General features: G+C 59.9%; 16 protein-coding genes and 1 pseudogene. 6 read left to right on the forward strand and 11 right to left on the reverse strand.

What is annotated here, in order from left to right; genetic code table 11:
- The first annotated feature begins 35 nt into the window (after window positions 1-35).
- Window positions 36-1217, forward strand: coding sequence for a beta-ketothiolase BktB (gene bktB / locus B0G77_RS41005; protein WP_133667543.1), 1182 nt, complete (start codon window positions 36-38; stop codon window positions 1215-1217).
- 152 nt (window positions 1218-1369) lie between these two features.
- On the opposite strand, the gene B0G77_RS41010 is transcribed toward bktB, so the two are convergent.
- The gene (locus B0G77_RS41010) at window positions 1370-1762 is read right to left on the reverse strand and encodes a carboxymuconolactone decarboxylase family protein (RefSeq protein ID WP_208116597.1); all 393 of its coding nucleotides are present in this window, start codon (window positions 1760-1762) and stop codon (window positions 1370-1372) included.
- A 45-nt stretch (window positions 1763-1807) separates the two neighbouring features.
- A complete protein-coding gene (locus tag B0G77_RS41015) occupies window positions 1808-2809 on the reverse strand; it encodes a nitronate monooxygenase family protein (RefSeq protein ID WP_133667545.1) in 1002 nt (333 codons plus the stop codon).
- 237 nt (window positions 2810-3046) lie between these two features.
- Between B0G77_RS41015 and folE the strand changes: the two genes are divergently transcribed.
- Entirely contained in the window at window positions 3047-3679 is a 633-nt protein-coding gene (gene folE / locus B0G77_RS41020) for a GTP cyclohydrolase I FolE (protein WP_133667546.1), read from the forward strand.
- A gap of 62 nt (window positions 3680-3741) precedes the next feature.
- Here the strand turns inward: folE and B0G77_RS41025 are convergent, their stop codons facing one another.
- The 8 genes from B0G77_RS41025 to B0G77_RS45660 form a co-directional block, all read right to left on the reverse strand.
- Window positions 3742-3927 (reverse strand): hypothetical protein, encoded by a 186-nt coding sequence (locus B0G77_RS41025; protein ID WP_133667547.1) that lies wholly within the window; start codon window positions 3925-3927, stop codon window positions 3742-3744.
- A 186-nt stretch (window positions 3928-4113) separates the two neighbouring features.
- The gene (locus B0G77_RS41030; protein ID WP_133667548.1) at window positions 4114-4677 is read right to left on the reverse strand and encodes a nuclear transport factor 2 family protein; all 564 of its coding nucleotides are present in this window, start codon (window positions 4675-4677) and stop codon (window positions 4114-4116) included.
- A gap of 10 nt (window positions 4678-4687) precedes the next feature.
- On the reverse strand, window positions 4688-4993 hold the full coding sequence (locus tag B0G77_RS41035; protein WP_133667549.1) for a hypothetical protein: 306 nt from the start codon (window positions 4991-4993) through the stop codon (window positions 4688-4690).
- A 537-nt stretch (window positions 4994-5530) separates the two neighbouring features.
- A complete protein-coding gene (locus B0G77_RS41040) occupies window positions 5531-6319 on the reverse strand; it encodes a glucose 1-dehydrogenase (protein ID WP_133667550.1) in 789 nt (262 codons plus the stop codon).
- 330 nt (window positions 6320-6649) lie between these two features.
- The gene (locus B0G77_RS41045; protein ID WP_133667551.1) at window positions 6650-7549 is read right to left on the reverse strand and encodes a LysR family transcriptional regulator; all 900 of its coding nucleotides are present in this window, start codon (window positions 7547-7549) and stop codon (window positions 6650-6652) included.
- Between the two features lie 52 nt (window positions 7550-7601).
- Window positions 7602-7994, reverse strand: coding sequence for a hypothetical protein (locus tag B0G77_RS41050; protein WP_133667552.1), 393 nt, complete (start codon window positions 7992-7994; stop codon window positions 7602-7604).
- 805 nt (window positions 7995-8799) lie between these two features.
- Window positions 8800-9600 carry an IS66 family transposase gene (locus B0G77_RS41060; RefSeq protein WP_279571387.1) on the reverse strand — a complete coding sequence of 267 codons (801 nt, stop codon included), beginning with the start codon at window positions 9598-9600 and terminating at the stop codon, window positions 8800-8802.
- Window positions 9601-9879: 279 nt separating this feature from the next.
- Window positions 9880-10302, reverse strand: a complete 423-nt coding sequence (locus B0G77_RS45660) for a hypothetical protein (protein ID WP_347814221.1) — start codon at window positions 10300-10302, stop codon at window positions 9880-9882.
- Between the two features lie 759 nt (window positions 10303-11061).
- Between B0G77_RS45660 and B0G77_RS41075 the strand changes: the two genes are divergently transcribed.
- From B0G77_RS41075 to B0G77_RS41085, 3 genes are read left to right on the forward strand one after another with little or no spacing between them, the layout of a single operon-like run.
- Window positions 11062-12690 (forward strand): MFS transporter, encoded by a 1629-nt coding sequence (locus B0G77_RS41075; RefSeq protein WP_133667554.1) that lies wholly within the window; start codon window positions 11062-11064, stop codon window positions 12688-12690.
- Window positions 12691-12702: 12 nt separating this feature from the next.
- Window positions 12703-13782 (forward strand): HlyD family secretion protein, encoded by a 1080-nt coding sequence (locus B0G77_RS41080; protein WP_133667555.1) that lies wholly within the window; start codon window positions 12703-12705, stop codon window positions 13780-13782.
- Complete coding sequence (locus B0G77_RS41085; protein WP_133667556.1) at window positions 13779-15317, forward strand: efflux transporter outer membrane subunit; 1539 nt, start codon at window positions 13779-13781, stop codon at window positions 15315-15317. Before B0G77_RS41080 ends, B0G77_RS41085 begins: the two co-directional genes overlap by 4 nt.
- A 135-nt stretch (window positions 15318-15452) precedes the next feature.
- Here the strand turns inward: B0G77_RS41085 and B0G77_RS41090 are convergent, their stop codons facing one another.
- Complete coding sequence (locus tag B0G77_RS41090) at window positions 15453-15779, reverse strand: DUF4148 domain-containing protein (RefSeq protein WP_133667649.1); 327 nt, start codon at window positions 15777-15779, stop codon at window positions 15453-15455.
- A 341-nt stretch (window positions 15780-16120) separates the two neighbouring features.
- Here B0G77_RS41090 and B0G77_RS41095 point away from each other — a divergent pair.
- Window positions 16121-16276: pseudogene (locus B0G77_RS41095) on the forward strand (IS3 family transposase); the annotation flags it as partial.
- Window positions 16277-16381 lie beyond the last annotated feature (105 nt).

Below are 16381 nucleotides of genomic sequence, written 5' to 3' on the forward strand. Positions count from 1 at the left end.
ACGTTTGTTGTTACCCACCTGTTCGGGAGAGCGGAATGCAGAGAGAAGTCGTAATTGCAAGCAGCGTTCGTACTGCGATCGGCGATTTCGGAGGCGCGCTGGCCTCTGTCGCGCCTACCCAACTCGGCGCGACTGTCGTCCGTGAAGCACTCTCGCGAGCGCACGTGGAGGGCGACGCGGTCGGCCACGTCGTGTTCGGCAACGTTATCCATACCGACCCGAGGGACATGTATCTCGCGCGGGTCGCGGCACTCGAAGGCGGGGTCAGCACGGACGCGCCGGCGCTGACGCTGAACCGCCTGTGCGGCTCGGGTCTGCAGGCGATCATCTCGGCCGCGCAGGCGATCTGGCTTGGTGACACGGACATCGCGATCGGCGGCGGTGCGGAAAACATGACGCGCGCGGCCTATCTCGCGACCGGCGCGCGCTGGGGTGCGCGCATGGGCGACATCCGGTTGATCGACATGATGGTCGGTGCACTGACCGATCCCTTTAGCGCGTGCCACATGGGAGTCACTGCCGAGAATGTTGCGGCAAAATACGGCGTCACCCGCGACGACCAGGACGCACTTGCCGTGGAGTCGCATCGCCGCGCTGGACGGGCCGTCGAAGCCGGGTATTTCAAGGAGCAAATTGTTCCAGTCGCGGTGCACTCCAGGCAAGGGACGACAATGTTCGAACTCGACGAACACATTCGCCCTACGACTACCGTCGACGAACTGGCCAAGCTGCGTCCGGCGTTTCAGAAGGACGGCACCGTCACGGCCGGCAACGCGTCAGGCCTCAACGACGGCGCCGCCGCCGTGCTGCTGATGGAGCGAAGCGCGGCCGAGGCTCGCGGTATCCGCCCGCTGGCGCGACTGGTTGCTTACGCTCATGCCGGCGTGGATCCGCAGTACATGGGCGTGGGTCCTGTGCCGGCGACCCGGAAGGTACTGAAACGGGCAGGACTTGCCGTGGCGGACCTCGACGTCATCGAAGCCAACGAAGCGTTCGCCGCACAGGCATGTGCCGTCGCAAAGGAACTGGAGTTCGACCCTGCACGGGTCAATCCGAACGGCTCGGGCATCTCGCTTGGTCACCCCATTGGCGCAACCGGTGCGATGATTACGGTCAAGGCACTCCATGAATTGCAGCGGATCGGTGGCCGCTATGCGCTCGTGACGATGTGCATCGGTGGCGGTCAGGGCATCGCGGCCATCTTCGAGCGTATCTAAATCTCAGCGCACGAGGCTGACGACTGTTTAGCGGCGACCACATCCTGAATGGCAGTACGCCCCTTGCCTAAGGGCACCCTCACTGTTAACCCAACAGCAATCGCAGCGAGAGGCGGCGTTTACCGCCCTCGTTCTGACAACGCCAGCGGGTGTCACTCCCGGACGGTCGCGACCCGTTCGCCCAACACCTCCTTGCAAGCCTTCAGCGCGATACTGACGGCGGGAAAGCCGACATACGGAATCGCATGCAAGACGACCTCTTCCAGTTCCTTCTCCGTCAGACCGTTCGCCAGCCCTATACGCACATGGTTACTGAATTCCCAAGGCGTGCGCTGTGCGATCAGCATGCCCAGCGTAACCAGGCTTCTCGAACGGCGATCGAGGCCAGGTCGCGCCCATGCATCGCCAAACGCATTTTCAAGGGCAAGCGACGCTGCGTCGGCAGCGAATCCGCCGGATGCGGCAGCTGCATCCATTGCCCCCAAAAACTCGTCGCCCAACATTTCGCGAACAACCTGACGCCCCTTTTCTCGACTCTCTGACACGGTCTGCTCCTTGTTCGTCATCGACAACTGCACTCAAATCGTCATTCAAGCCAGGCACGCTGCTTCATTGCCTGCCTTGTCCATCATGGTTACCAGCCTCCGGTGAATTAGTTCGCGCGCCTCCGCGATCATGCGGGTCACCAGTTCTTCGCAGGTGGGAATATCGTGAATCAGGCCGATGGCGAGGCCGGCGGGAAATGTACCGTCGTCCGTGTCGCCCGTTTCGTAAATGCGCTTTCCGCGTTCGCCGCTCACCAGTGGCTTCAGATCAGCGAAAGTCGTACCTTCCTGGCGTTCCAGATCGAGCACCTGCTCCGCCACGGCGTTACGAAAAATGCGCGACGTGTTTTTCAGGGTACGGAAAATCAGCGCAGTATTCAGTTCATCATACTCAAGCAACTGGCGCTTGACCTTTTCGTGAATTGGCGCTTCACGCGTTGCCATAAAGCGCGTGCCCATGTTGATGCCATCCGCACCCAGAGCGAGTGCCGCTACCATGCCACGCGCGTCGGCGATGCCACCCGATGCGAGCATCGGGATACGGAGTTTTGCAGCGGCAGCCGGGAGCAATACGAGATTCGGAATGTCGTCTTCCCCTGGATGTCCGGCACACTCGAATCCGTCGACACTGACAGCGTCGCAACCAATCGCCTCGGCCTTCAACGCATGGCGCACTGATGTGCACTTGTGAATCACCTTGATACCCGCGGCCTTGAAGGCAGGCAAATAGGACTCGGGATTACGCCCCGCTGTCTCGACAATCCTGACCCCGCTCTCGACAATCACCTGCACATACTCATCGTAGGGAACCGGCTTGATCGTCGGCAGGATGGTCAGGTTCACACCAAACGGCTCGCTCGTCATCGACCTCACCCTGTCGATTTCAACCCTCAGGGCTTCGGGCGTCGGCTGTGTCAGCGCGGTAATGGTACCGAGCGCACCAGCATTCGATACCGCAGAGGCGAGTTCAGCACGTCCCACCCACATCATGCCGCCCTGCACAATCGGATAGCGAATTCCCAGTAGTTCGGTGATGCGTGTTTTCATGCTCTACCCTCCATGAAGCAATGCATTGCTCGTGCACAACTGCAATCGACAAAAGGAAGTCGTTGGGATGGCCATCCAACATCGTTCCTATTTACGAACGATGTACAATTATATACACTTTACCATGTCTCACCAATATTCACCATGTCGCGACCCGGAGGCCAAATAGGCGTTTCGCGTGGGGAGTGCCGATCAGGTGCGGGAACGTAAGGCAGTGCACGGCTTTCAGGAGGCCTAGTGAACAAGCGTGACGGAAATGGCAACCTGTCCATCTCGGCCAGGCCCTCGCAGGCCGAGGCGGAAGAGGCAGTTCGAACCCTCATTAGATGGGCTGGAGACGACCCGCTTCGTGAGGGACTCGTGGAGACGCCAGGACGAGTCGCGCGAGCCTATACTGAGTTTTTTTCGGGCTATCTGTCAGATCCCATGCAGATTCTCGCCACGACGTTCTCCGAGGTCGATGGTTATGACGAGATGGTCGTGTTGAAGGACATCCGCTTCGAAAGCTATTGTGAGCATCATATGGTGCCGATCATTGGGCGCGCCCACGTCGCCTATCTGCCAGACCATCGGGTGGTGGGTATTTCGAAGCTGGCGCGACTTGTCGATACGTATGCGAAGCGGTTGCAGATCCAGGAGAAGATGACCGTGCAGATCGCGGATGCGCTGAATACGGTATTGCAGCCTAAAGGCGTCGGCGTGATTCTGGAAGCGGCGCACCAGTGCATGAGCACGCGCGGTGTACATAAGCCGGGAACGTCACTCGTCACAAGCAGGATGCTGGGCGCATTCCGGGACGACCCGTCAACCCGTAGGGAATTCCTGTCGATCATTGGCAACGGCACTACCGCACCGCTACCCAATACCTGAAACCGCGCGAGCATTTGGCCACCGGGCGCGATGCACCTCTGGCAATGCTCGCCGACATGCATTCAGGGCAGCATGCGCAGATGTCCGCCGGTCAACGCTGTCATCGTAATGCAACTGCCCTGATAGTACACGCAGGGTTCCGCAGACATCTGGCTGCTCGCTACTTTCTGCGCGCCCCATGTCGCACCAAGTGCTGCCGCTACGCCTACTGCGCCAAGCATTCCGATCAATCGCGCACGTCGTTTCATCGCTGTCTACTCCTACGCGGGATACCCGAAAGCCGCGGACTCTATATGTGACTCGCTGAACGCTCGGGAAAGACTACAACTGTGTCAGTTCGACATCTGGCTAAGGGACGATATAAGTCGATCAGGCCCATGTCGGTCTTCGCGAAGCGGCGCGCGAGGGGGCCTGAATCGTGCCTGTTGAGAGCGCTAATTTTCCTCGCTGCATTCCTGCAGACAGCCTGGCTCCCGCGTCTTTAGCGGCCGGTCGAATGACACATCGCTGCTATCACGTGTGCTTTTACCATTGCCCATCAGCAGCGTGCGCCAGGCAGTGGGCACGTCGGCTGGCGTCAGCTCGTCGATTGCCTCAGATATGCAAACGCGGGCGGCAATCGCCCATATTCCATCGCGCCTCTCAAAGCGGTCTATGTAGCGACCTACCGCGAGCGTGTCGGGTTTGGTGCGATTCTCACCGAAGAAGAGCCAGTATGTTTCCGTATGGGCGACGTCGCCATGTAGATCGACGCTGTGGTTGAACACCATGTGATGGTGTGACAACTGATGCTCCCGGTGGTAACCGAAGGCCCAGTCGACAAATTCCTCTGGATTCCCAACAAACGCCCCGTGGTCGTCAATTGCATCGGGATGATATGCCGACAGGGTCAACTTTCGATCCATACGGTCAACGCCGCGGCAGTAGCGGTGGACGCAATCCAGAATCGCCTGTCTGTCCAGCAATTCCTCCAAGCTTCTCTCCAGTTCCGGTTTCATGGTCTCCCGCTCAATTGAGGACAGCGACAAAGAATACGATCGCGCCGATCAGCGCACCGAGAAAGCAATAACCCTCGTTCTGCCCCTCCTCGGCACTGTGTCCGCGTCGAACAATACAACTGGCCACGCCGAAAAATGCTGCCCCGCCCAGCACGACGAAAATCATCACGACGTCGAAGATCGCCGAGCGGCCCAGTTCCTCCATCCGCCATTCCCGCGCCAGTAGATAGACGACCATCGCAAGGATCGACAGCAGCAGGAGCGGAAGCATGATCCGCCGCTCGTCGCCTGAAAGTTTGTGTGTCAGGCGGCTCATGAACGTTCTCCCTCGTACATGTCCGCCGGACTCAAAGCAGAGCCATTTCGTTGCTTGTGCACGAAGCGAAGCAAGCCGAACCTGCCACGCAGCGAGGCCCACCTCGAATGCGCCGCGACAGCGGCGGAGGATGCTACCTCGCACGCGTCTTCACATGGCAGCGACGCATCGACTCGCGGGGCTTCAGGACTGAGCGAGTAGTCTGCGAGCGCGCCGCATAAGTCGCTATACAGGAGATACATGGTTTGTCTCCGAACTGGCGAGGCCTGGTGGATGCTCATAGGGCACCTCTTGATGACCATCGTAGGCGAGGACGTTCAGTTATGCAACTATCCGTTCAATTATTCGGATCAGTGTTTTCACTACCTCTCGCATACCGCCGCTCGTGCGGCGCCGCCGCATAAAAAAATCCCCGGCACCGCGCTAACGGCACCGGGGACGAACGGACACCATGCATAGGCTTCGCATGCTGCTTACAACACGAATGAACACCGCCCGGCCAGCGGCGGCGTGCGTAATCTGCTACTTCTGAATCAGTCAGGAAACCTGAAACCCCCCATCGACGGCGAGCAGTTGACCTGTCACATAGTCGGCGGCGGAAGACGCAAAAAACAACACGGCACTCGCGATATCAGCGGCGACGCCAATGCGACCCAGCGGCATGCGGCCAGGTTGCGTGATCGGGCCGTGAGCCTGATGGACCTTCGTCGATGCTGCTGCGCCTTCGGTCGCGACGCCGCCCGGAAGCACTGCATTGACACGAATCCGGTCCGCAGCGAATTCAAGCGCCGCGACTTTCGTCAGATTGTTCACGCCAGCTTTCGACGCGCCGTAGTCGCCATTGTCGAAAATCACCGGCTGAAGCGAGGCCACAGAGGATACATTGATGATCGATCCGCCTGCCTTGCCGGCTTGCATCCATTTGACAGCTTCCCGCATGCACAGGAACGTTCCCCGCAAATTGACCCGCATCACGCGATCCCATTTCTCCGCAGACGTGTCGACGAAACTCGTCTTTGGATAGATCCCTGCGTTGTTGACGAGTACGTCGAGCCGGCCGAGCCTGGCGTGCACCGTTTCGAACATTGCGACAATTGAAGCTTCGTCGCCAATATCGACCTTCACTGCGATCGCCTTTCCCGACGCTTCTTCGATTTGCCCGACCGTCTGCTGAGCCCCACCCTCATTCAGATCCGCTGCGACGACGACCGCTCCCGCGGAGGCCAGTAATAGCGCTGTTTCCCGACCGATACCCGACCCGGCACCCGTTACCAGTGCGACCCGCCCGTCGAGATTAAACAGGCTTCCTACATTCGATGTACTCACTGCTCCTCCAAGTGTTCGTGATGTGAACGGTTATTTTATGAACGTTATTCACAAAAATAAACGCTACAGGCAGCGGTGTCAAGACAGAGAAAAACCTGTGGAAGTCCGCTGTGCGTGAGGGTGGTCGCCCCAAGATGAGTTAGTCAGGGATATGTCGACTGCGCGCGACGTCAGAGGGAGAATGGCGCTTACGGGTTGACGCCGAGTGGACAGGCGGACGGGGAGTAGCGCGAATATGCGCGATCGGTCTCCAGATTGGTCTCCAATGTGCCAGCCGTTGCGATTACGATTGAACGCCCGCAGCGGTTCATGCAGCGCGGGCGGGCCCGCTCACTTTAGCGGAAGGTCTGAAAGATCGCGAATGAGATCGAGCATCGCGCGGTGATAGGGTTTGTGCGGACGATCGGTCCACACAAGAGAAACCTCCGTATCAAACGATGGCGCAAGATCTTCAATGTCGACGAAAACCACTCCCTCCACAGGCAGGTGCCTTGCCGAATCCAGCATCAGCGCCACGCCGAGTTCATTCGCAACAAGATTAAGCATCGTATAAGGATGACGGGCCTGCTGCGTGACTTTCGGAGACACGCCGGCATCGCGCCGGGCAACCTCGAGCGCTGCAAACACTGGCTGCGAGACTTGCTGCGGGAACATGATGAGCGGATAGGCCGCGAGATCCGTCATACGGATGCAGGTCTGTTCAGCGAGCGGCCAGTTCGCAGGAACCGCGGCCACCATGCGCATCCGTTCAATGACGATACTTTCGAGTTCCGTCACATCGGCGACATTGGTGACGACCACGCCAAGATCAATGCTGCCGTTCTTGACACTGGCGACGGTTAGCGCACTGCCGCGCTCGATCAGCCGCACGTCAACTCCAGGCCATTGTTTTCGGAGCGCATGCATGGCGTGCGGCAGGATGCTCATCGCGCACATCGGCACGAACGCAATACTGAGGCTGGCCAGTTCGTCCGCGGCCTGGCGCACCCGACGCTCGGCCAGATCGGCCTGAGCAATCAACGGCTTCGCCTCTGCCATCAGCGCCGCACCAGCAGGTGTGAGCGAAACCCCACGAGACGTACGCTCGAGTAGCTTGATACCGAGCGACTCTTCAAGACGCATGATGGACTGGCTAAGCGGCGGCTGAGCCATGCCGAGCCGCGCTGCCGCACGACCGAAGTGTTGGGTTTCAGCAACCGCAACGAAATGCCGAAGGTGACGCAATTCCATGACGCGATATTGTTCTGATATTGGACGATGAGAACAGAATATCGCTTTTGCCCTATTCCGGCGAGCCTCGGTAGGGAGAGCGTGCAAAACCTGGGGAGGTCGATTTCATCAGGCTGCCCCGGCTTGCGGCAGCGCTCCACGGTCTGTTCTGTTGGTTGGTCGGTGCCGGCCCGGCGATGCTGTCCCGATGCATTTGCCGTGACGCGAGGCGGCTATCTTGAGCGCCGAGATGCGGCGGGGCGAGAATTCCCCGTTCAAAATCGCGACCCTGACCTTTCCCGAGAGCGTGAATCCGATCCCGGGTGCCGCTGAACGAAATGCCCTTGGCCAGCGGCAGCACTTCCTTGAGCATGGCCGTGGCCTGCCGGTACGGCAAATGGGCTGCCCATTTCGCCTGGAGGTATTCCAGCTCCGGCGTGGCGCGGCTGGTCAGGGCTTTGGACAAGGGATGCACCACGCGCCGCAGCGCCGACAATGGCTCTGGCCCGAGAGCCACCACTCCACCTGTTTCGATACCAGCTCGCCTTGAACCTTGGCCAGCAGCTACCGCCCCTCCGCGAGAGTCAGGCCCAGTTGCGCAAGACTACAGTCACGCCGCTCAACGACAGCCAGAACTCCGTCGCCCTCATTGACCGTGTCGCTGTCTCCGTTGGCCAACCTTGCTTCGATGATCAACCGCATGGTTTGCTCCCACCGTTGTGATATCGATCAGCCGATCAGCGTACCCCATTCGAAGCCCGTGTCGCGCCCGGATGCTCGAGCGGCCCTCCCTGGCAGCCTCCCCAACTTTTGCACACTCTCAGGTGAGCCGCGCTCTCAACGAACCGCGTCGGGCGCTGGAGGAAAACCCGCGCTACACGCTTGAGGACCTGTGGGGCCGGTATCGCGGCACACTCGTGCGCCTGTTGAAATGGGACTGGCAGGCTTTTAACCAGATTCGCGACTTCGCACAGCAGTCACGTAGCAAGCGACCGATCGCCGCTCGGACCGTCTCGACGCGCAGACGAGCGCCGTTATCGAAGATGATCTTTTCGGGATCTTTTTCGGAATAGCCGCCAGGGGCGACGGCAAGGGCAATCTGCTTTTTGCTTCTGAAAAGACGCATGACGGTTGATCCAATTGGGCCGACTCAATTGAATCAGCCCGCATGGGAAGCCAGTCATGCAAAAGGATCGTGATTTTTGGGTGCTTTTCGGGCGAGGAGATCGGCCCTCACAAAGCGCGACTAGTCCGTCAACCGGTTGACGGACTTAAGGCGAAATGATGGTTTCCTTCAGCCACGCGTACGGTTCGAAACCGCTCAGGCGAGCCGTGCCGAGCAGTGAATACATTGTGGCTGTCGCACGAGCGCCTCGCGGCGAACCTGCGAAGGTCCAGTTGACTCTTCCAAGAGCAATCGGCCTGATCTGCCGTTCCAACGCGTTGTTGTCGGGTAACAGAACACCGCTCTCTGTGTAGCGAATCAGCGCTTGCCAATGACGTAACGCGTACCCGAACGCTTTGGCGAGCGGTGCCTGAGCCGGCAAACCAATGACATTGCCTTCCAGCCATTGCCGGAACTTTGCAAGTACCGGTAACCCCTCAGTTTGCCGCGCCGCGTATTTGATGTCGGGTGTCTGATGGTTGATTCGCGACTCGATGGCATATAGCTGGACGATCCACTGCAGCGCCTGTACCGCGAGCCCAGCCTTGCTTTGGGTCTTGGAGATTTCAAAGAACCGTCGACGGCAATGCGCCCAACAACCGTCCGCGATGATGTCGCCGGTTTCATAGAGCGCCTCGTGCCCGCTGTATGCATTGGCCTGCAAGTAGCCTTTGTAAGTTCGTAGGTAATCCTGCGGATGCGAGCCTGCGCGCGACTCAGCGAACTCGAACACGACCGCCGGAGGGTGATCTACCCAGACGTCATTCTCCTCGCGTTGGCCCGCTCCCAGATAGCCCCATAATCGCGCAGTGCGGGTGGTCTTGCGGCCCTTCTCGAGCAAAGGCAGTGTCGTGTCGTCGACGTGCATGCAAGGCGCCTGCAACTGGTGTGCACGCAGCGACGGCAAAGCACGTCGAGCAATTCAGCTGCGGCCAGCTTCCATTCGCACAGCGTGGCCCGAGGCAGGTGAATACCTCGACGCGCATAGCGCATCTCTTGCCGATTCAAGGGCAGATGATCGACGTAGGTGTTGACCAGGATATTTGCGAGCAGGCTCGCGCTCGCATTACTCCTGGGCAGCGGCGAGGGCTGAGCGCTCGCTGTCACGATGGTCGACTCGCCATCCTTCTTTGCTGCATACTTGAAGCGGATGTGTTCGATGACCGTGAGCCTTGACGGCTCGCGATTAGCACCGTACACCGCCAAGCTGTCCGAGCACGAAGCGCACAATGCGTTCGGCATGCACGCCAATCAGTTCGATGCGAACGCCGGCGATCGATAACGTAACGCGATCACGCGGCGATGTTGATGGCGTATCGGCTGGCGCAGATGGTGGCGTCGCCGCAGGCTCACCTTCGAGGCGAGCAATGACAAACGTCGCGTCCGCCGTCACGGCCAGCGGACTCCCTGTGGAAGGTGTCTCGCCCGCAAACTTCTTGCGCCACAACCCGAAAGTGCTGACGGCAAGGCCTTGCCCGCGACAGAAGCGCCGAGTACCAACGCCGCTCGCCTTCCATGTCGCGTCCATTTCCCGCCAGAACGCCTCGCCCTGGCGAGGACGCCGTGCGCCCGTTCGCACAGCAGCTCGGTCGATCGCATCGTCGTCCATCCCATCACTCCAATCACTACGATGGCGAAACCTTCGCATCGTGCACGCGGACATTCAAGACGGGTTGCGCTGACGGATACCGACGGTGCAGTCGGTACCGCGCCCTCACCGCATCTGATGATCAGTCTCATTGAGCTGACAAGCTCCTCGACCGTCACGATTGCCTGGCGAGATTTGACGAGCTGTTCCTACGGCGCCCAGAAATGCGATTCGTCAGGAGAAACGGCGGCCTGGCTATCGCCAGTCAGGCGGTAGTCCCCCGAATGGAAAAAGATCATTTCCAGCCGAGCGGGTCACCGATGCAATCGGACCGGCTTCGCCTCGTCTATCGCTGATGCAAGAATCACGGCCCTGGCGTTCGCCGGTGCAGGCTTCGAAAAGCGCGGATGAAGAATTAGATCCCCCGCTTTATCCAAGCCCCGCTCATCGCACAAATACCGGAAACCCTTTGCCTTCGTGACGCTCCTTGTCGCGTTGTCCGATTGCTGTGATGACATTGGCAAGATTTGCGAATGGAATCGACTGATGCGTGACCTTTTTTCTCTTTAAGCAAGCGGACCCGTCTCCTAGAATGAGATCAGGTCATGGCGCGGTAACGATAGGCAACGAACCGATTGGAATGACTGCAGGAAAACCCATAGAGGCATTCGATCGAGCCTCTTCGCGGAGCCTCTGGGATCTTCGCGAGTTCCGGGCGTGAGAGGGAGATTTTCTAATGCAATGCCCCAATTAAATCTACTCATTGCCTAGCGGGCCCTTATGACCACCGCCAACCCATCCACAACCGGAACGGCAGAACCCAAAGAGGCGGAATCGTTGGCGCCGGTTACTGTGCGGGAGGCAGCGACGCCTCCTGTACCGCAACCCACCGCAGAAGCCACGCTACCGCTGCGCCTCGCCATTGGCCTGATTGGAATGTTGCTGGCGTCGCTACTGGCCATATTGAACGAACAGGTCACCGCGGTGGCCCTGAACGACATTCGGGGGGCGTTCTCGATCGGAGTTGACGATGGGACCTGGCTGACCGCTCTGTTCGAGGCGACGAACGTGGCCACGATGGCATTTGCTCCGTGGTTTGGGGTGACCTTCACGCTGAAGCGATTTACGACCGGCGCCGTACTGGGCGTGATGTTCATCGGATTCCTTTGTCCCTTTGCGCCGAACCTGCTTACCCTTTATGTGTTGCGTGCGCTGCAGGGGGTAGCCGGCGGATGTCTACCGCCGATGTTGATCATCGTGGCTCTGCGATATCTTCCCCCGAAAATCAAGTTATATGGACTCGCAGGGTACGCAATGACCGCAACCTTCGGGCCGGCGCTCGGCACGCCTCTCGCGGCCTTATGGACAGAATATGTCGGCTGGCAAATGGCATTCTGGCAAATCGTGCCGCTTGGTCTCGTGAGCTGTGTGGCAATCCAGCAGGGGCTGCCGCGGGATCCTTACAAACTCGAACGATTCAGATCGTTCAACTGGCGCGGATTCATACTGGGATACCTCGCCATCGCCATGCTCGTCATTGGTCTTCTGCAGGGTGATCGCCTTGACTGGCTGGATTCTCCGTTCATCTGCGCAATGCTCTATGGAGGAGCGCTGCTGCTCGTGGCGTTCCTCGTCAACGAGTGGTTTCATCCGCTGCCGTTTTTCAAGCTTCAACTGCTTGCCCGCAGGAACCTCGCGCACGGGCTACTGACACTGGTAGGCGCGGTGACGCTGCTGGTTGGCGTCGCCGCCATACCCAGCCAGTATCTCGCCCAGATCCACGCTTACAGGCCGCTGCAGACCACGCCTCTGTCCTTGCTGGTCGCCTTGCCTCTGTTGATTACGCTGCCTGCGACCGCCGCCGTCCTGAACCTGCGGCAGGTCGACCACCGCTGGGTCATGGCCATTGGACTTTGCCTGATGGCCACCACGTGCTTCTTGGGGAGTTTCGTGACCTCCGAGTGGGTTCGCGAGAACTTTTACTGGCTTCAGTCCCTACAGATCGTTGCGCAACCGATGGTGATCATGGGGATCCTGATGGGCGTCACGACAGGCTTGCCCCCCACGGAAGGTCCCTTTGCCTCGGCCATGTTCAACACGGTCAAATCCTTTATCGGCGCTGCGGCAACCGGTCTCCTTGAAGGGCTGGGTACCGCGCGCGAGCATTTTCATTCGAGCATGCTGGTGGACCGGTTGGGCAACAACGCGCTGGTGACGGGCCAAAGCATCGATGCCGTGCATGGTCTGGGTGAACTCGCGCACCGGATCCACGAGCAGGCCGTCGTGCTGACATCGGCGGATCTCTATCGCGTGATGGCAGGTATCGCCGTCGCTTTTCTTCTGGTTATTCCGGTGTTGCCCGTGCGTATTTATCCGCCCTGGAGCACTACACCGCCCCCTTCCCGCTAAGCGACGATATCTATGTCATCGGTCACCCGATTCTCTCGCAAAAGAATGATTCGTCTTGCCGCGATTGTGGTGATACTCGGCGTCGTCGTTTGGGCCTGCATCAGACTGTTTGCCGACTCAAACAGCGAGACCACCAATGATGCCTATGTGACGGCCGATTTCACGCTGGTTGCGCCGCGTGTCGCTGGCCAGCTTTCAGAGGTCCTGGTAGAGGACAACCAGCAGGTCAAGGCCGGGCAATTGATGGTCCGTATCGATGACCGCGACTTCCGGGCGGCACTGATGAGTGCGCAGGCGGACGTGGTCGCGGCAAAGGCATCGGTTGCGAACTACGAAGCCGAGATCGCGCGGCATCCCGCGCTTGTCGACCAGGCGCGCGCCACGCTTCGGTCAGACGAAGCGGCGATCGAATTTGCGCGAGAGAACGCCTCGCGCTACCGCAATCTCTCGGAAGCGGGCGCGGGAACGACGCAGGAGCAACAGCAGTCTTCGAGCGCGCTGGCCGAGCAACTCGCGCAGCAGGCCCGCGACCGGGCCGCACTCGTTGCGACCGAGCAGAACCTCGACGTTCTGCGTACCGAGCGCGACAAGGCGGCAGGCGCGCTGGCCCACGCCGAGGCCGCGCTCGAGCAGGCGAAACTCAACCTGTCCTATACGGAGATCCGCGCGCCCGTCGACGGCAAGGTTGGACGACGTTCGGCACGGGTCGGCGCATTCGTTACAACCGGCGCACCGGTGCTGGCGATTGTCCCGCTGTCGGATGCCTATATCGTCGCCAATTTCCAGGAAAACCAGCTCACCCACATGCGACCCGGCCAGACCGTGCGTATCAAGGTTGACAGCTTTCCGGGCGTGGTGATTCGAGGGCATGTCGATAGTCTTGCTCCCGCTACGGGGGTGAGCTTCGCGCCTATCGCGCCCGACAACGCAACGGGCAACTTCACCAAGGTCGTCCAGCGCGTGCCGGTCAAGATCACAATCGACCCCGGACAGCAGGCAGCGTCTGCCTTGAGCGTGGGGCTTTCTGTCGAAACGGAGGTCGCCGTTGGCAAGCGTGCCGATACGCGGATCGCAGGAGCAGACGCAAAATGAAGGCAAGCGAATTCCCGATCCGCACGCCGGCTCTGGCGGTGCTGCTGTGCTCCGCGCTCGCGGGTTGTCTCGTCGGCCCGAACTTCGAACCTCCGCAGACCACCACGCCCGACGTGTTTAACCGCACCCAGTCTGCGCAGGCGTCAAGCACAGCAGTTGAATCCGAATTCAGTCCGGAATGGTGGACGCTGTTCAATGATCCCATGCTGGACTCTTTGGAAAAACAACTGACCGACGCGAACCTTGACGTGGCGGCAGCGTCGGCGCGTCTGTGGCAAAGCCGGGCCGAGCAACGCATTGCCGGTGCCGCAGAATATCCGACGCTGAACGGCGCCGCCTCCTATTACCGCGAGCGCGGAAGTGAGAACGGCATCCTGTCCTTGCTTGGCGTCACCCCGACGGGAACCCAGACGCAGTCGGCCTCGGGCAACACGCCGCTCGGCGTGGCTGCCATGCCTGGCTCCAAGGGCTCGCCGGCTTTCAACCTCTACCAGTTCGGCTTCGATGCATCGTGGGAACTCGACATCTGGGGTCGGGTTCGACGCGGTGTCGAGGCCGCGACAGCGTTGACCGATGCCACCTACGAAGACCGGAACGCAGTCCTGTTGTCTGCGCGCGCCGAACTCGCGCGAGACTACATCCAGTTGCGTGACACGCAGGCGCTGCTGCAGATAGCAAAACTGAACCTTGAAATCGCCCGCGACGCCACAAAGCTCACGCAAACCCGGGAACGCGAAGGCGTCACGACGGATCTGGACGTCGCCAACGCTTCCGCACAGGCGGAGACGATCGAAAGCCTGATACCGACGCTCGAATCGCGTTCCGAGACCACGATCAATGCGATTGGGGTGTTGCTGGCCGAGGAACCAGGCGCGCTACGGCAAACGCTCGGCGAGCCGCACGATGTTCCGGCACTGCCTGAACGGGTGCCCATCGGCGTTCCGTCGGAGCTGGTGCAGCGCAGACCCGACATCAGAAAGGCCGAGGCGCAACTGCACGCGGCCACGGCGGAGATCGGGATGGCGAAGGCCGACTTCTATCCACGCATATCGCTGAACGGCAGCGCGGGGTTCCAGAGCCTTCAGCTCACGACCCTCGCCGACTGGGCATCCGGCCAGTTTGTCGTCGGACCGTCGATCACGCTTCCCATATTCGAAGGCGGGCGCCTCAAGGGAACACTCCAGTTGCGCGAGGCTCAGCAGCAGGAGGCGGCGATTGTCTACAAACGTACGGTACTTCAGGCGTGGCGCGAGGTGGACGATGCGCTCGTCGTCTATGACGCTGAGCAGCGTCGGCGCGATCGCCTGACAACGGTCGTCAGCCTGAACAAGCGCGCGCTGTCGATTGCGCAGCAACGGTACAAGGCAGGCGCGGTCGATTATCTCGACGTGCTGAACGTGCAGAGACAGTTGCTCGACTCGCAAAGCAGCCTTGAGCAAAGCAAGGCCGAGGCCGCTGCCAACCTCATCACGCTATGCAAGGTACTCGGCGGCGGGTGGGAGTCGGCGTATGCCAAAACGGACTCTCCTCATTGATGCGGGAATCCTGTCGATGGCCTGGCTCCGGAGCATGACCATGCACCGGAACCGCTGGCTGTAGAGTTCAAAATGCGCGAAAGCCCGAATCCCCATACATCGGCGAAATGGATGAAAGAATCGGGCTCCCTCCATTCACTGACCAAAGTAGATCGGTTTTAGACCAGGGATTTCCGCTTGGGGTGCAGCATCCTTGCTCGAGCCGGATGCGGACGACCCGTTCGTGGCGCCACCATAGTCGTTCGATGCCGTGTCCGCTTGCGAAACCCGTGCTTCTGCCCGTTGAATCTGCTCCGGGTAATTCGTCTGGTCGCCGTCCCCTAGCCGGTATCCCGCCTTTTCGAGCTGCACGAGCTCATTCCGAACCTGGGCGTGTGTAATCGAGCTGCTCGACTGAGCAAACGCGAGGGCAGGAGCGGCGAGCGCCGCGACGATTGAGAATGCCTGTACCAATACTTTCACTTTCATGATCCACCTCGATAGCTGTCATTTGCCGCGAATGGTTGTTTGCAGCAGGTGGAGCCATCTTAATCAGGCAAACACTTGAATTAAATGCATACGCGGTAACAACACATGTGTCCATTGGGAAAAAGAGGTGGCGCCAGAAATTCGAATCGTGCGTAACTCAAGGCTGCAACCATCTTCGGCCGCCTGGTCTTGCCAGGCGGGAAGCATCGGATCAACGTAACCGTGATCTGCCCGTGTGATGAGCGCGATGGGGCGCACCCCTTCCCTGCATTTGGAGCGCGGCCCCGCGAAAGCCAGGCATGAGGTAACACTAGAACTTTGAGGCACTTCCACCTGTGTTCAAGCCTGACTCCAATGTAGAACCTGTCGAGGATCTGACCGAGCCGGAACAGCGCCGCCGGCGCTCCGTTGACGAGAAGCCCGCAATAGTGCGCGAGGCCTTCGAGCGTGGGATGACCGTCTCTGGAACGGCCCGTCGCCATCAGGTCAATGCGAAGAAGCAACTCTCCCGCGCGTGACGCTTACCCCAGTTACTCGAGAGACGGAGTCCTGCGACCGCGCTGATCGCTGCACCGCTATTGCAAAACCCCACACTA

The organism is Paraburkholderia sp. BL10I2N1 (assembly GCF_004361815.1).
In the GTDB taxonomy this organism is placed as follows: Bacteria; Pseudomonadota; Gammaproteobacteria; order Burkholderiales; family Burkholderiaceae; genus Paraburkholderia.

What these genes read in the sequence shown, in the direction of transcription:
- bktB (WP_133667543.1), top strand. Translation starts at nt 36, where the DNA reads ATGCAGAGAGAAGTCGTAATTGCAAGCAGCGTTCGTACTGCGATCGGC.
- B0G77_RS41015 (WP_133667545.1), bottom strand. Translation starts at nt 2,809, where the DNA reads ATGAAAACACGCATCACCGAACTACTGGGAATTCGCTATCCGATTGTG.
- B0G77_RS41025 (WP_133667547.1), bottom strand. Translation starts at nt 3,927, where the DNA reads ATGAAACGACGTGCGCGATTGATCGGAATGCTTGGCGCAGTAGGCGTA.
- B0G77_RS41030 (WP_133667548.1), bottom strand. Translation starts at nt 4,677, where the DNA reads ATGAAACCGGAACTGGAGAGAAGCTTGGAGGAATTGCTGGACAGACAG.
- B0G77_RS41035 (WP_133667549.1), bottom strand. Translation starts at nt 4,993, where the DNA reads ATGAGCCGCCTGACACACAAACTTTCAGGCGACGAGCGGCGGATCATG.
- B0G77_RS41045 (WP_133667551.1), bottom strand. Translation starts at nt 7,549, where the DNA reads ATGGAATTGCGTCACCTTCGGCATTTCGTTGCGGTTGCTGAAACCCAA.
- B0G77_RS45660 (WP_347814221.1), bottom strand. Translation starts at nt 10,302, where the DNA reads ATGGACGACGATGCGATCGACCGAGCTGCTGTGCGAACGGGCGCACGG.
- B0G77_RS41075 (WP_133667554.1), top strand. Translation starts at nt 11,062, where the DNA reads ATGACCACCGCCAACCCATCCACAACCGGAACGGCAGAACCCAAAGAG.
- B0G77_RS41080 (WP_133667555.1), top strand. Translation starts at nt 12,703, where the DNA reads ATGTCATCGGTCACCCGATTCTCTCGCAAAAGAATGATTCGTCTTGCC.
- B0G77_RS41085 (WP_133667556.1), top strand. Translation starts at nt 13,779, where the DNA reads ATGAAGGCAAGCGAATTCCCGATCCGCACGCCGGCTCTGGCGGTGCTG.